Source organism: Salegentibacter maritimus (assembly GCF_016236915.1).
GTDB classification, from domain to species: domain Bacteria; phylum Bacteroidota; class Bacteroidia; order Flavobacteriales; family Flavobacteriaceae; genus Salegentibacter; species Salegentibacter maritimus.
Genome location: NZ_JAEHOK010000006.1, coordinates 82,017 through 97,394 on the forward strand (window position 1 = coordinate 82,017; position 15,378 = coordinate 97,394).

General features: G+C 36.6%; 15 protein-coding genes. 11 read left to right on the forward strand and 4 right to left on the reverse strand.

All coding sequences use genetic code 11. From position 1 onward, the window contains the following. The first annotated feature begins 93 nt into the window (after nucleotides 1-93). Complete coding sequence (locus I6U49_RS06210) at nucleotides 94-2,163, forward strand: M13 family metallopeptidase (RefSeq protein ID WP_198627998.1); 2,070 nt, start codon at nucleotides 94-96, stop codon at nucleotides 2,161-2,163. An 88-nt stretch (nucleotides 2,164-2,251) separates the two neighbouring features. Here the strand turns inward: I6U49_RS06210 and I6U49_RS06215 are convergent, their stop codons facing one another. Next, the gene (locus I6U49_RS06215; RefSeq protein ID WP_198627999.1) at nucleotides 2,252-2,614 is read right to left on the reverse strand and encodes a YraN family protein; all 363 of its coding nucleotides are present in this window, start codon (nucleotides 2,612-2,614) and stop codon (nucleotides 2,252-2,254) included. Between the two features lie 58 nt (nucleotides 2,615-2,672). Next, nucleotides 2,673-3,242 carry a hypothetical protein gene (locus I6U49_RS06220; protein WP_193710106.1) on the reverse strand — a complete coding sequence of 190 codons (570 nt, stop codon included), beginning with the start codon at nucleotides 3,240-3,242 and terminating at the stop codon, nucleotides 2,673-2,675. 135 nt (nucleotides 3,243-3,377) lie between these two features. On the opposite strand from I6U49_RS06220, the gene metG reads away from it, so the two are divergent. Genes metG through I6U49_RS06235 form a run of 3 tightly spaced genes read left to right on the forward strand, consistent with a single transcriptional unit; the run spans nucleotide 3,378 to nucleotide 7,910 of the window. Beyond that, on the forward strand, nucleotides 3,378-5,465 hold the full coding sequence (gene metG / locus I6U49_RS06225) for a methionine--tRNA ligase (protein WP_198628000.1): 2,088 nt from the start codon (nucleotides 3,378-3,380) through the stop codon (nucleotides 5,463-5,465). Nucleotides 5,466-5,518: 53 nt separating this feature from the next. After that, nucleotides 5,519-6,949: a hypothetical protein gene (locus I6U49_RS06230; protein ID WP_198628001.1), complete on the forward strand. Its 1,431-nt coding sequence runs from the start codon at nucleotides 5,519-5,521 to the stop codon at nucleotides 6,947-6,949. 58 nt (nucleotides 6,950-7,007) lie between these two features. After that, a complete protein-coding gene (locus I6U49_RS06235; protein ID WP_198628002.1) occupies nucleotides 7,008-7,910 on the forward strand; it encodes a histone deacetylase family protein in 903 nt (300 codons plus the stop codon). Here I6U49_RS06235 and I6U49_RS06240 read toward each other — a convergent pair. Continuing rightward, nucleotides 7,901-8,236 (reverse strand): single-stranded DNA-binding protein, encoded by a 336-nt coding sequence (locus I6U49_RS06240; protein WP_193710102.1) that lies wholly within the window; start codon nucleotides 8,234-8,236, stop codon nucleotides 7,901-7,903. The two genes, I6U49_RS06235 and I6U49_RS06240, sit on opposite strands and share 10 nt — an antisense overlap. Nucleotides 8,237-8,498: 262 nt before the next feature. Here I6U49_RS06240 and I6U49_RS06245 point away from each other — a divergent pair, with 262 nt between their 5' ends. From I6U49_RS06245 to I6U49_RS06265, 5 genes are all read left to right on the forward strand, one after another. Next, nucleotides 8,499-8,909 carry a hypothetical protein gene (locus I6U49_RS06245; protein ID WP_198628003.1) on the forward strand — a complete coding sequence of 137 codons (411 nt, stop codon included), beginning with the start codon at nucleotides 8,499-8,501 and terminating at the stop codon, nucleotides 8,907-8,909. Nucleotides 8,910-8,964: 55 nt separating this feature from the next. Beyond that, complete coding sequence (locus I6U49_RS06250) at nucleotides 8,965-9,600, forward strand: hypothetical protein (protein ID WP_198628004.1); 636 nt, start codon at nucleotides 8,965-8,967, stop codon at nucleotides 9,598-9,600. A gap of 203 nt (nucleotides 9,601-9,803) precedes the next feature. After that, on the forward strand, nucleotides 9,804-10,421 hold the full coding sequence (locus I6U49_RS06255; RefSeq protein ID WP_198628005.1) for a DEAD/DEAH box helicase: 618 nt from the start codon (nucleotides 9,804-9,806) through the stop codon (nucleotides 10,419-10,421). Between the two features lie 64 nt (nucleotides 10,422-10,485). Continuing rightward, nucleotides 10,486-10,869 (forward strand): DUF4174 domain-containing protein, encoded by a 384-nt coding sequence (locus tag I6U49_RS06260; protein ID WP_198628006.1) that lies wholly within the window; start codon nucleotides 10,486-10,488, stop codon nucleotides 10,867-10,869. Between the two features lie 151 nt (nucleotides 10,870-11,020). After that, a complete protein-coding gene (locus tag I6U49_RS06265) occupies nucleotides 11,021-11,368 on the forward strand; it encodes a hypothetical protein (protein ID WP_193710097.1) in 348 nt (115 codons plus the stop codon). On the opposite strand, the gene I6U49_RS06270 is transcribed toward I6U49_RS06265, so the two are convergent. Next, nucleotides 11,365-11,835, reverse strand: a complete 471-nt coding sequence (locus I6U49_RS06270; protein ID WP_193710096.1) for a CBS domain-containing protein — start codon at nucleotides 11,833-11,835, stop codon at nucleotides 11,365-11,367. The two genes, I6U49_RS06265 and I6U49_RS06270, sit on opposite strands and share 4 nt — an antisense overlap. 137 nt (nucleotides 11,836-11,972) lie before the next feature. Here I6U49_RS06270 and I6U49_RS06275 point away from each other — a divergent pair, with 137 nt between their 5' ends. Together I6U49_RS06275 and I6U49_RS06280 are read left to right on the forward strand one after the other, a co-directional pair. After that, the gene (locus I6U49_RS06275; protein ID WP_198628007.1) at nucleotides 11,973-14,288 is read left to right on the forward strand and encodes a M28 family peptidase; all 2,316 of its coding nucleotides are present in this window, start codon (nucleotides 11,973-11,975) and stop codon (nucleotides 14,286-14,288) included. 216 nt (nucleotides 14,289-14,504) lie between these two features. Continuing rightward, on the forward strand, nucleotides 14,505-15,305 hold the full coding sequence (locus I6U49_RS06280) for an NAD(P)H-binding protein (protein ID WP_198628008.1): 801 nt from the start codon (nucleotides 14,505-14,507) through the stop codon (nucleotides 15,303-15,305). The last annotated feature ends 73 nt before the right edge of the window (nucleotides 15,306-15,378 follow it).

Here is a 15,378-nt window from a genome sequence, read left to right on the forward strand (position 1 = left end):
ATAATCAGCTACATATATCAATTTATTGTTCGTTATTATATATGCTACTTTTTAGTATTTTAGCCAAAGAATTTATAATAATTTAAACCACACATGAAAAAAATAACCAAAGTAATGTTGCTTTCGGTTTTGGGGACTGCTACGCTTAGCAGTTGTCAGGATAACGAAAAGGAGCAATCTAAAAAAGAAGAAGTTCACGGTATTAACCTTGCTTACATGGATACCACGGTAGCACCGCAGGACGACTTTTTTAAGTACGTAAACGGGAAATGGGTAGATGCTACCGAAATCCCATCAGACCAGACTACCTGGGGAAGTTTTATGGAGCTTCGTGAGCGAACCGATGAAGATGCCATGGCTATCCTTGAAGGTGCTTCTAAAAATGATAGTTTAGACCCTTCCAGCGACCAGGCTAAGGCGGTTTATCTTTACAATACCATTATGGACACCCTTGCCAGAAACGAAAAAGGCGTGGAACCGGTAAAACCATATTTGGAAAAAGTAGACGCAATAAATAATAAAGAAGATTTACAGGAATTTCTTAGCGAAATGCAACAATATGGTGGCGCCGGATTTTTCGCTTTTGGTGTAAGTTCAGATGCTAAAAATAGTAATATGAATGCAGCATATATCTATCCTTCAGGTTTAGGATTACCAGATCGTGACTACTATGTAGCCGATGATGCAGATTCTAAAGAAAAAAGGGAAAAATACAAGCAGCATATTACCAGGATGCTTCAGTATATAGATTACTCTAAAGAAGAAGCTGCTAATGCCGCAGCACGAATCCTGGCCTTTGAAACCAAGCTTGCAGAACCCAGGCTGGATAAAGTAGAACGTCGCGATGCCCGTAAAACTTACAATCCAAAAACGCTAGCCGAGCTTCAAAATATGGTTCCTGCTTTTAAGTGGAATACCTATTTTGAAAAAATTGGTGCAAAAAATTTAGATACCATTATAGTTTCACAACCTGAATATATGAAATCACTACAAGAAGTGATTGCTAAAAATGCGGTTGAAGACTGGAAAGATTATTTAAAATGGAGCATTTTTAATGATGCCGCCGGAACCCTTTCTACAGATATTGAAACTGCAAACTGGGAATTCTACAGTAAAACCCTAAGAGGAGCACAGGAACAACGCCCACGTGACGAGCGGGCTTTACAAACCGTAAACAGAACACTTGGAGAGGCCTTAGGCAAACTTTATGTAGAAGAACATTTTCCGGCCGAAGCTAAAGAAAAAGCCCAGGAAATGATAGCTAACCTTATCAAAGCTTACGAAAACAGGATTGATAACTTAAGCTGGATGGGCGAAGAGACTAAGAAAAAAGCCAAAGAAAAACTGGGAACTACCACTATTAAAGTTGGATATCCCGACGAGTGGGAAGATTATAGCAAGCTTGAGATTGTAAATACTGAAGAAGGTGGGTCGTATTTCCAAAATATGATGAACTCAAGCAAATGGAGAGTTGCCGAAAACATGGCAGAACTAGGCCAACCGGTAGATAAAAGCAAATGGTTTATGCCACCACAAACCGTAAATGCATATTACAACCCAAGTTACAACGAAATTGTATTCCCGGCAGCTATTTTACAACCACCTTTTTACGATTATAAAGCCGATGCCGCTGTAAACTACGGTGGAATTGGAGCGGTAATTGGCCACGAAATATCTCACGGATTTGATGATAGTGGTGCTCGTTTTGATGCTGAAGGAAACCTAAACAACTGGTGGACAGATGAAGACTTAAAACAATTTGAAGCACTTGGCAAAGACCTTGCAGATCAATACAGCAGCATTGAAGTATTGGATAGTGTTTATATAAACGGACAGTTTACCCTGGGTGAAAATATTGGCGACCTTGGCGGCGTGAATGCTGCTTACGATGGCCTACAAATTCATTTAGAAGAACATGGAAATCCTGGAAAAATAGATGGTTACACACCAGAACAGCGTTTCTTTATGTCCTGGGCCACCGTTTGGCGAACAAAAATGCGAGACGAAGCTCTAAAAAACAAAATTAAAACAGATCCTCATTCTCCGGGAATGTACCGTGCTTATGTACCGCTACAGAATATAGATGCTTTTTATACTGCTTTCGATATTAAAGAAGGAGATAAAATGTATGTGGCCCCGGAAGAGCGGGTTAGGATTTGGTAATTAAACTTCTTTAAAAGAAAATCTATAAAAATATAGACCTCCCAGGTTTCAAAAACCTGGGAGGTCTTTTTATTTAGATCAAGTTGGCTCACCCAAAATGTAGAAAAGCATCTTCCAAATGTTCAACCTGTATTCCGGCTTTATTTTTAATGATAGCGATAATATCAAAGCGAGTGTCCAGTTCTAATTGATGATCATTTAAAAAGAAATCGGCAGCTTTTACCAGCTGCCGAATTTGTTTAGGCTTTACAAAACTTTGTGGGTCCCCAAAATCGGGTGTGCTTCTTGTCTTCACTTCCACTACTACCAGAACCTCATGCTTCCGGGCTAAAATGTCTATTTCCGCTTTGTCATAAACATAATTTTTAGCCAGAATTTCATATCCCTTTTTCAAAAGAAGTTCTTCAGCAAGGCGTTCACCCAATTCCCCCAAAGCATTATGCTGAGCCATATGTGAATTTAAAATTTTACAGGGGCTTTCAACCTAGGGGTTTCCCTGTAAAAAGCACCTAGTTCATAAGCATAATACTTGAGACCTTTAAATCCATTTTCTTTACTTCCTCTTCGTTCACTTCAATAATGCTGTCTTTATAGTATTTATTTGGCATATCAACGTTTGGAGCAAGAAACACTCTTAAATTAGAGTCTTCTAATTTTCCATCATTCCAAAGTACTGCTCCTCCATAATCCCAGCCAAACCCATAAAAAGAGATTTTTTGGCCATTAAGTTCATTTAAAGCATCATAAGAAGTTCCAATTTCAATTCCCTGTGCAGATTTCCATCTTCCCTTTCCTGAAAAACGAATGTCAAAAATTTCCTCTCGCTTTTCACTTTTCCAGCTAATATGCAACTCATCGGTAGTTTCCGGGTACATTATGGTATAGGCTCTCTCTACGGTCCCTTCTTCAAACATCCCGCTATCTTCATAGAAATTAGCGTCCGGATAATTATTTATCAAATCTTCGGCGCTATATCCTGTAAGGTTTTCTACTACAAATTTATCTTTAGAGGCTTTATGCTTAGAACTTCCACAAGCCGCTAAACTCAGCACAAAAATTAGTAAGCTTAATTTTTTCATTGGTTAGTTATTAGAAATAGTTTTAAAAGGCTAAAATCAGAAACATTTGTGGCAGTCATGCTGTGTTTTACAAGAATTTAACGCGTATTTTTATGGAGTTGCTTACCTTTGCTGCCTCAATAAATTTTAAGATAAATGAACAATACTCCACAGCGATACACTATTACCGCAGCATTACCATACACCAACGGCCCTATTCACATTGGCCATCTTGCCGGTGTTTATGTTCCAGCCGATATTTATGCCCGATACTTACGAATGCAGGGTAATGATGTGGCTTTTGTATGTGGAAGTGATGAGCACGGAGTACCTATTACCATAAAAGCAAAAAAAGAAGGTGTTAGCCCGCAGGATATTGTAGATAAGTACGATGGTATTATCAAGAAATCTTTTGAAGATTTTGGAGTTTCATTTAATAATTATTCCAGAACTTCTGCAAAGGTACATCACGACACTGCTTCTGCATTTTTTAAAAAAATGTATGAAGCCGGAAAGTTCGTAGAAGAAACCACTCAACAACTTTACGATGAAAAGGCAGGCCAATTCCTGGCCGATAGATTTGTAACGGGAACCTGTCCTAAATGTGGAAACGAGGAAGCCTATGGCGACCAGTGTGAAAGCTGCGGAACCTCATTAAACGCTACAGACCTAATTAATCCAAAATCGGCCATTACTGGTGAAGTTCCTACCTTAAAAGAAACCCGCCACTGGTTTTTACCACTGGACCAATACCAGGAGTGGCTAGACGAATGGATTGTAAAAGGCCATGCCCACGATTGGAAAAGCAATGTGCATGGGCAGGTAAAATCATGGTTAAACGATGGTTTACGCGCAAGAGCGGTAACCCGAGACCTCGACTGGGGGATTCCGGTACCGGTAGAAGGCGGGGAAGGCAAAGTACTTTACGTTTGGTTTGATGCACCCATTGGTTATATTTCTTCTACCAAAGAATGGGCCGAGCGCGAAGGCAAAGACTGGGAACCTTATTGGAAAGACGAAAACACCAAACTAATTCATTTTATAGGAAAAGATAATATAGTATTTCACTGTATAATTTTTCCAACCATGCTTAAAGCTCACGGAGAATATATTTTGCCGGAAAACGTTCCTGCAAACGAATTCCTTAATCTGGAAGGAAAAAAGCTTTCTACCTCCAAAAATTGGGCGGTTTGGTTACACGAGTATTTAGAAGAATTCCCTAATCAACAGGATGTGTTGCGTTATGTTCTAACTGCAAATGCACCTGAAGCCAAGGATAATGATTTTACCTGGAAAGATTTTCAGGCAAGAAACAATAATGAATTGGTGGCTATTTTCGGTAATTTTATCAATCGTGTTATTGTATTAACCAATAAATATTACTCGGGCATTGTTCCAAAGCCAAATAATTATACGGAAGTAGATGAGCAAACCATTGCCGAACTAAAGGCCTATCCTGCCGTTATAGCAAGTTCTATTGAAAAATACCGTTTCCGTGAAGCGCAGGGCGAATTAATGAATTTAGCTCGTTTAGGAAATAAATACCTGGCCGATGAAGAGCCCTGGAAATTGATTAAAACCGATGAAGAACGCGTAAAAACCATTATGTATGTGGCCTTACAAATCGCTTCGGCTTTAGCCACCTTAAGCGAACCATTTTTACCGTTTACTTCGGCAAAACTTCAAAAAATGCTGAATTTCACCGATGCAGAAAGCAAGCTTTCTGCAAAGGAACATTCACAATGGGATAAAATAGCCACACGGGATTCTTTACTTCCCGCAGGTCATCAAATCGATAAAGCGCAATTACTTTTCAGTAAAATAGAAGACGCACAAATACAACAACAATTGGATAAACTGGAAGCAACAAAAACAGCCAATGCTGCCGAAAACAAAGCAGTAGAACCGCAGAAAAAAACCGCTACTTTTGAGGATTTCACCAAAATGGATTTACGTGTGGGCACTATTATAGAAGCCCATAAAATGCCAAAAACCAAAAAATTAATGGTGATAAAAGTAGATACGGGCTTAGATCAAAGAACAGTGGTTTCCGGAATCGCCGAGCATTATAAAGCTGAAGAAATTATTGGTAAAAAGGTAACTGTTTTAGCCAACTTGGCACCTAGAAAACTACGTGGTGTAGAAAGCCAGGGAATGATTTTAATGACCGAAAATGCAGCCGGAAAATTAGTTTTTGTAAATCCGGATGAAGATGGGGTTGAGCCGGGAACTACGATAAATTAATACTTCCCCAAAATGCATTCGGATTGACTAAATTCATCAAACATTAAATAATTATGAAGAAAATTTCTCTCTTTTTACTTATTCTTTTTCAGTTTTCGTATGCACAAGAAAGAGTATTAGAATTTAAAACAGAGCTTAACCAAAATTCAGAGGTATTTAATATTGTAGATGAAGAGAATGATAACCTTGCATTATTCACTCTTAAAGGAAGAAAAATTGAGGCGCTTTTATTTGATAACAATTTTAAAAAAATTGGCCATATAAAGCCTTTAAAAATTCCTAATAAATTCGACATTTTCTCTGGATATATTATCAAGGATAAGGAAGTGAGCCTTTTTTTATCCAATACAACTAAAACTAAATTTTCGAAAATAGTTTTTCATTTTGATTCCGGAGAAACTAATTTCACAGAATTAGAAATTAGATTAAAAGAAGAAAGGTTTTTAGGAAGTATAAATTACAAAAACAGTTTTTTTATTTTCTCTCTTCCTAATAGCTCTGAAGCCATTAAGTTATATAAATATACAAAAGACAACTCTCCTTCTACCACCCTAATAGATTTTAGCGAAAGTAACTACCTCAACGAGAATAATAGACCAATAAAATTCAATGATCTTTTCACATCTTATGAGGGATTCTCAAAAATCACTGACATTGGTATAATGCAGGAGGGACAACCCAATAGTATTGAAGAAGCTTCCAAAAACGTAAAGATCTTAAAGCAAGAAAATCAGCTTTTGGTTAACCTCGATAAAAATCATTATTTCACCTATCTTTTACAAATAAATTTGGATGAATTGACTGGTGATATAAGTAGGATTGCCAAACCACGTTTTGGAAAAGAGATGAATCATAAAGCTTCGAACAGCTTTGTTTTAGATCATAACATATATCAGGTAATTACAACTAAAGATGCTCTGAAGTTTCACATTGTAAATCTTAAAAACAACTCTGTTTTAAACTCCCATGAAGTTAGTAAGGGTGAAGAGATTTACTTTAAGAATACTCCTATAGTTCAAGAAGGAGGTATGTATACATCATATCGTGAATATGAAAAAACAGCCAAATTTATCCGAAAAATGAAAAATCTACCTATTGCCATAACTGCTAGAAAAAAGGGCGAGGTATATCAAATAAATCTAGGAAGCTCACTAGAGGTCAAAAGTAATCCTGCCATGGGCATGGGCATGATGGGTGGTGCCTTAGGTGCAGGAATGGCAAGTGCCATGACTATAGGATTTAACCCAATGTTAACCGGATATATTTCTTATGGCTATAGTAGAACAGTGGAAATTAATGGTTTATTTGATAAAAATTATAAACACATTGAAGGCGATATAGAACCAAATATTTTTAATAAAATTAAAAAAGTTTCTGAAAAATATAGAAATGTATTCGCCGAAACGATTTTTGAAAAAAACGGAAATTATTACTGGGGCGGTTATAACAATTTTGCTAGTGTTTATAATATTTACAAAATATAATTTTCAACCACGCAATGCAGGTAAATATGGCCATTGGGAATGATTAGAAAGTTAGTTCATGCTCAAAATCGCTTACCATCCCATCTATAAACATCCTTTACCCGAAGGCCACCGTTTCCCTATGGAAAAATATGAGTTGCTTCCAAGGCAATTAATGCATGAGGGAACCTGTAGCGAAGACAACTTTTTTGAACCGGGGTTCCCCGAAGAAAAGTATATTCTAAATGTTCACGATGAAGATTACTTTGAACGATTACGCAACTTAAATCTTAGCAGAAAAGAAATTAGAAGAAGCGGCTTTCCACTGTCTGAAGCTTTGGTAAAACGGGAAATGATTATTGCCGATGGGACCATGAAAGCTGTTCATTATTCTTTAGAAAATGGAATCTCTTTTAATATTGCCGGTGGTACCCACCACGCTTATACCAATCGTGCAGAAGCTTTTTGCCTGCTAAACGACCAGGCAATTGCCGCCAGGTATCTTCAGCATAAAAAATTAGCTGATAAAATTCTTATCGTAGACCTGGACGTTCATCAGGGAAACGGTACAGCTGAAATTTTTCAGGATGACCCTTCGGTTTTTACTTTTTCTATGCACGGAAAAGGCAATTATCCCTTCAAAAAAGAGAAGTCAGACCTCGACATTGAAGTACCGGACGGTAGTGGCGACGACAATTACCTAAAACTATTAAAAGAAACCTTACCCGGTTTAATTGAAAAACAGAAACCAGATTTCATCTTTTACCTAAGCGGCGTAGATATTTTAGAAACCGATAAGCTAGGCCGACTTTCCTGCACTGTAAATGGCTGTAAAGAAAGAGACAGGTTTGTTTTAGAAACCTGCCACGATCTAAATATTCCCGTGCAATGCAGTATGGGCGGCGGCTACTCTAAAGAAATAAGAGTGATTATAGAAGCTCACGCCAATACCTATCGCCTGGCCCACGAGATCTATTTTTGACCTAACAGCAACAACTCATTGCAAACAATTTCAGTAATATAACGTTTATTGCCATCTTTGTCATCCCAACTCCGGTTGGTAAGCTTTCCCTCTACCCCAACTTCTTTCCCTTTACCTACATATTTTTCTACTAATTCGGCAGTTTTACCCCAGGCTATAATGTTATGCCATTGGGTATCGGTAATGCGATCCCCATTTCCATTTTTGTAATTCTCGTTAGTAGCAACCGAGAATTTCGCGAGCTTTTTGCCCGAATCAAGATTTACGATTTCAGGTTCCTTTCCTACATTCCCGATCAATTGTACTTTGTTTCTAATAGTGCTCATAACATATTCATTTAAAAAGCTGAAAATCGTTGGTTCATTTCAACAATACAAACATATATCTTAAAACAAATTATAATCGTCTGGTAATTATTTATTTACGTTTAAAGACGTTTGTAAACGTTTGTAAATATTTTCATGCTTTATAGATTTATTTTCTTTGAAATACAGATACATTCTTCTTTTATATAATATTTTCTATTTAATATTGCAGATATCTTAACTAAAAACACAATTAAATAGAATTTAACCAACCAAAATATTTATGCATAAAAAACTACTCTTTTTAGCTTTTGCTCTTTTCTTTATCCCAAAATCTTATGGCCAGTTAAATGTTAGCTATCATCAATCTAATCTTCCATTTATAGCGGTGGGCTACGATATAAATGAACGTTTTACTCCAGAATTTAGACTGGGCACCGATCAATTTATTTCAGATTTATCATTAGAAGCTGTACTTAATTATAAGTTTATTAGAAAAGAAGATTATGATTTTTATGCGGGTTTGGGATACAGGATCAATATTTCTGAAGGACTTGTAGCTCCCGTTGGACTTAACTTTTATCCGTTTAATAAGAAGAAATTCGGGTTTCATATAGAAGCTGCTCCAATTTTGCTTGATGCCGATATACTTAGAGGGAGTTTTGGTATACGCTACCGTTTTCTAAAAAATTAAAATCACAAACTGAAGTTGCTATTTTGTATAAGAAAGCTTTTATTATAGAAAAAAGATGCTACAAGAAGAGCCCAAAGTTTGGTATGCATGTTATGGTTCCAATTTACTAAAAGAACGTTTTAGCTGCTATATTAGTGGCGGCAAACCTGCAAATGCTAAGCGTGTTTATCCCGGTTGTACTAATAAAACCCTTCCCGAAAAATCTAAAAGTATTAGTATTGGCGGTGAACTTTATTTCGCTAAATCTTCAAAAACCTGGAGTGGAGGCGGTGCCGGATTTATAAAACCCGACTTTAATCAAAATATTAAAACCCTGGGCAGGATGTACCTCATTACCCAACAACAATTTGTGGATTTGGTGCAACAGGAAATAAAATTTGAAGGCGATTTTGATATAGATCTGAAACAGGTAATTAAAAATGCTAGCCTGGATATGAAAAATAACTCCTGGTACGGGAAAATTATTTACCTGGGGCAGGAAGAAAACTGCCCTATTTTCACCTTCACCAATGAAGAATACTTAAAAGATGAAATCAATTCTCCGCACGAATTCTATTTAAAAATTATTATTGAGGGCCTAAAAGAAACCTACTGTATGACCAATACAGAAATTGAGAATTATTTAAAAACTAAAGAAGGAATTAAAGGCTTCCCCATTGAAACCAGATTACAGCAACTCATAAAAGCCTAAAGAATTTTTATTGCAAAAGTCTAGACACCAGAGTGGTTAAAAATCTCACTTATTGTATAAATAACAAACCTTTTGTTTCAAACCTGAAGTAATTTAAAAGCAATTATATTTTTATAACGCTATAACTGTAGGGAACCTTATCTTTGTAAGTCCCGGAAGTCTTTGATTTTTAATAAAAAAGCATCTGGCTTAAATCAAATTGTATGTCATTAAAAAAACTGAATGTTCCGCTTAAAGAAGCTTTGGAAAGACTGAAAATTGAAAAGCTGCTTCCTTTTCAAAAGCAAATTTTACCCAAAATTAAAAGTGGAAGGGATTTATTTATCGTAGCTCCAGAGGGTTCGGGAAAAACTACGGCACTTGTAATTAGTACCATTCAGAAATTAGATAGTGCGGCATTTGAAGATGCTCCAAGAGCATTGATTTTTGTGCAGGACAAAGAGGCTGCCCTTGCTTTGGAGGAAGAATTCGACAAATTCACTAAATATATGGATTTGCGTGTATATAGTGCCTACGATGCTCCAGACATCAGTAAACAAAAAGATGATATTTATGCCGGTGTTGATATTGTTATTGCTACTCCTAAAAAGCTATTCAAGCTTTTTAAAATCACCGGTATTAATGTAAGTCAGTTAAAAGTTCTTGCCGTAGAAGACGCCGAATTTTTAACTAAGAACAGTGATTATAACGATCTAATTAGAATTCCCCAGCATATTTCAAGATGTCAATATTTGGTTTTTGCATCCAATATGAGTCCAAAAATAGAACGCTTAAAAGATTCTTTTATGGCTCGTGCAGAAACGCTTAGGCTTAAGGTATAATAGTTATTTTGTATTTTAGAATATGCGAAAATTTATAAGCTGCTATATTCTAATTTTCTTCAGCGTGAGTTTATACGCCCAGGATCTTTCTAAACACCAATGGAAAGACCGTCTCATTTTAATTATTGCTTCAAAAAACAACCAAAAATTTCAACAACAATATAAAGAACTTCAAAAAGAGCCTGAGGGCTTAAAAGAACGAAAACTGGTAATTTACCAAATTCTACCCGAAAAATATAAAACTGGCTTTAAGGAGAAAAACTGGAAAAAATCAACCGAGCTCTTTGAAGCATTTAATGGTAAAAAAAGTGATTTTCGGGTATTGCTTATTGGTTTAGACGGCGGTAAAAAACTGGATCAAACTAAAATGCTTTCAGCAAAAAAACTCTTCAATATTATAGATAGTATGCCCATGCGCCAGGCAGAAATGCAAAAAAACAAACAGTAAACTACCTCGGGGGCGGCACCAATAAAAAACCTTAAAAAACTGAATTTCAGCATTTATTAAGGTTTTTCTTATATTTAATGTAAACTAACTATCTTGAAATAGGCTTAGAGAGAATTTACTCAAAGGTTTAAATCTCGATTATCAAGCTAATATGCAAAAATCCTGTTTGGAATGTGGCGAAAAAATGGTGGGGCGTGTAGATAAAAAATTCTGCAGCGATTACTGCCGCAATTCCTATCACAATAACCGCAACAAAGACAGGAAAAACCTTGTAAGGAATGTAAACAACCAACTGCGTAAAAATTATCGCATTTTAGAGGAATTTAATCCAAACGAAAAAACCACGATTCGTAAAAATAAATTACTATCTCGTGGTTTTAGTTTTGAATATATTACCAGTATTTATACTACAAAAACAGGAAAAGTCTATTATTTTGTGTACAACCAGGGCTATCTCCCTTTAGAAAACGACGTTTATGCGCTGGTAAAACGCAATTAAACCTGGTGCCAATTATTTCCTTTTAATTTTACTGCTGCCCGCAAAACATCACTCTGACTAATTTGTCCGACAAGCTTTCCGTTTTCTACAATGGGAAAACGTCTAAAACGCTTTTCAATAAAGAGTTTAGCCGCATCCATCACATTCATATTAGCATCTATGGTATCTACATTGCAAGTCATTCGCTTTCCAACCGTAGCATCATCTAAAGGCATATTGTAATACCGGCTGTCAGAAATTTGTTTCATGCAATCTCCTTCAGAAATAAGACCCAATAACCTATTATTATCGTCTACAACACACCCACCAGAGATCTTATGCTTGGTAAGTTTTTCGGCAACATCCATAATATTCTCATGCTCCTTAAAAGTTATAAGCGAAGTACTCATATAATCCCTAACCAACATAGGCGCGCTTTTCGGTTTTTCCGGCGCTGCCCTTTTTCCCTGAAAACTTTTAATACCCATAGCCCAATTTTTTGATTACTAATAACTTAAATATAAGTAAAATTTAATTATTTTGAAAGCTTACTTAGCAGTGCTACAATTCCTTAAAATCTTAAGTATCTTTAAACCCTGTGAAATCTTTTGTTCTTTTCTGAATTATGCTGAAAAATATACCTCGTTTTTTCTCACTTATTTTTATTGCTGTTGCAATTTGGTTTAGTTTTTACAGCAGCCAGCCAAAAACTATTGAAGCTGAAGACGCTCTAGAAAACACGTTTTCAACCCAACGCGCTTTTAAGCGCGTTGAAGCAATAGCCCAAAAACCACATTACTTAGGAACCGCATCACATAGTCGTGTTAGAAATTATATTGTGTCCCGCCTACAGGAAATGGGTTTACAGGCGCAAACCCATGAAGATTATACCCTTAATAAACATGGCGTATTGGTTCGCCCTCAAAATATCATGGCCCGTATAGAAGGCAACGGAAACGGTGAGGCTTTAGTGATTATGACGCATTATGATAGTAATCCGCATTCTTCATTGGGAGCCAGCGATGCCGGCAGCGGTGTGGGAACAATCTTAGAAGGAATACGCGCTTTTTTAACCAAAAACCCAAGCCATAAAAACGATATTATCATCCTATTTACCGATGCCGAAGAATTAGGTTTAAATGGTGCCGAACTTTTTATAAAAGACCATCCCTGGGCTAAAGATGCAAAACTTGCCCTTAATTTTGAAGCTCGTGGTAGTGGGGGCGATTCCTTTATGTTCCTGGAAACCAACACAGGTAACGCCGGACTCATAAAAGCTTTTAAAGAAGCTAATCCCAAATTCCCTGTTACCAATTCCCTGGTCTACAGCGTTTATAAAATGTTGCCTAACGATACAGATCTAACGGTTTTACGTGAACAAGGCAATATCCCAGGATATAATTTCGCATTTATAGACGATCATTTTGATTATCATACCGCAACAGACACTCCCAAAAATTTAGATAAAGAAAGCCTGGCACACCAGGGCAGCTACCTTATGCCATTGCTTCAGTATTTCAAAGATGCCAATTTGAATGAAGTTAAATCGCAGAAAGAAGTATTGTTCTTTAATTTTCCTGGCGGGGAAATTATTAGTTATCCATTTTCGTGGATTTTCCCAATGCTTATTCTGGCTTTTATCTTATTTTTTGGTCTCTTGGCTTATGGGGTTTCTCAAAACAAACTTGATTTTAAAGAGATTGCAAAGAGTAGTATTCCTTTTATTGTAAGCCTTGTCTTCTCTGGCCTATTGGTTTTTCTTTTTTGGAAACTTCTCCTCTACAGCTATCCGGAATATTCAGAGATGGAACATGGCTTCACCTATAACGGCTATTATTATATCGCTGCATTTGTTTCACTAAGTTTATTGATTGCCTTTTTTAGCTATTTTCGATTTCGACATATAGAAAACAAGGCAAATCTATTTGTTACCCCCCTATTCTTCTGGCTACTGCTTTGTACTTTACTCGCTTTCTTTTTAAAAGGTGCGGCCTATTTTATTATCCCCGGCCTATTTGCCTTGTTACAATTTTTTATAATGCTACGGCAAGAATCGCCTAACTCATTGTTGATGGCTTTCTTAAGCCTTCCGGCTATCTTTATTTTGGCACCCTTTATAAAAATGTTCCCGGTAGCTTTAGGCTTAAAAATCTTATTTGTTTCGGCTTTGCTTAGCGTATTATTATTCCAGCTTTTATTGCCGGTTTTCGCCTATTTTAAGAGTAATAAAAAAATTGCGGTATTCTTCTTTCTTCTGTTCAATATCCTTTTAATTACCGCTCATTTTAAAGCCGAATTCACCAAAGAACATCCCAAACCCAATTCCCTGGTGTATCTTTTTGATGCCGATAAGGATAAAACCAATTGGTATTCATACGATAAAATGCCCGATGAATGGACGGCTTTATACTTTGGAAAAGAGCCTCTAATTGCTCCTTCCGAAAACAACACATTTAGCAGTAAATACAAATCAAATTTCACCTGGCGTACCAGTGCACCAAAAATTAAACTGAAATCGCCCGGCATAATTTGGAAACAAACCGATTCTACCCCGGCCTTTAACTCCTATTCCCTAAAAATAGCTACCAACCGCAATGCCGGGAGAATAGAACTCTTTGCTGATAGGGAAACAGATTTTGAAAGTTTTAAGGTAAACGGGCTTGAGGCTGATTCGGTGGCACTTGGCAATAATAAATTTCATATTCATACCCGAAGATGGCACAACCGGATTTTAACTTATCACGTTTCAGGCAGGGATACTTTACAATTGGAATTTAGTTTAAAGAAGGATAAAAAACCTCAATTTACACTTTACGAGTCTAGCTACGATTTACTTGAAAATGAAGCCTTAAATGTAAAACCAAGGCCAGAAACTATGATTCCGAGACCCTTTGTACTAAATGATGCTGTAATTTTTAAGAAAACCATAAGTCCTGAGTAGAATTTGGTTTTGTAGCTTTGGGTTAAGTGGTTTTTTGCCCCGAATACGAATATTTTTTAAGATCATTAAAATTGTTTAAATATTTTCCAGGTTTCGTCAAGCTAAACTTGTTTCAGCTTCTAACATGTTCTTAGTTTAAAACAAATTAGATCCTGAAAATAATTCAGGATGACGTTCCATCAATCTTCAAATAGCCTATCAAGAGAACTATTAATTATGAATATATCTATACTAGGAACCGGTTGGCTGGGATTGCAACTAGCAAAAAAACTAAAAGAAGAGCATACTGTAAAAGGCTCGGTAACCGGCAGGAAAAAAATGCAAAAGCTACGGGAAGCCGGGGTTACACCTTATCAGATTAAAATTTTTACAGAAGGTATCCAGGGAGACCTTACTTCTTTCCTTGCCCATTCTGAAATTTTAATTATTGATATTCCGCCGGGATTACGCAGCGATCCCAAAGCCGATTTCGTAGGAAAAATTGGGCGAATCATTGATTATATTGAAAAATCTCCTATTGAAAAAGTGCTTTTTGTAAGCTCTACTTCAGTTTATAAAGATGAAGAAGATATACCGGAATATACCGAGGAAAATGAAGCCAACGGAATTTCAGAAGCGGCGAAACAACTAATTTCTTCTGAAAAAATGGTATTAAAAAATAAGCATTTTCAAACCACCGTTATTCGGTTTGGGGGTTTAATTGGCCCGGGAAGGCATCCTGTAAATTTCCTTGCGAATAAAACCGGCATTAAAAACCCAAAGGCACCTGTAAATCTTATTCAACAGATAGATTGTATTGAAATTATAAACCAGATCATCAAAAAAGAAGCCTGGGGAAAGATCTTTAACGCTGCTTATCCCGACCATCCCACCAAAGAAGATTATTACATGAAAACCGCTAAAGAAAAGAATTTAAATATTCCCGATTTTGACCAGAATGGAATTTCTAAAGGGAAAAAGATTAGCTCGGTAAATTTGAAGGAAGTTTTAGGTTATGAGTTTAAGGAAACTATTTAACAGCATAGATTGCGAAAACAAGTTCAGAATGTGGTAAGGGCTTAACCACCCCGGCCTATCGGCCACCCCTCCT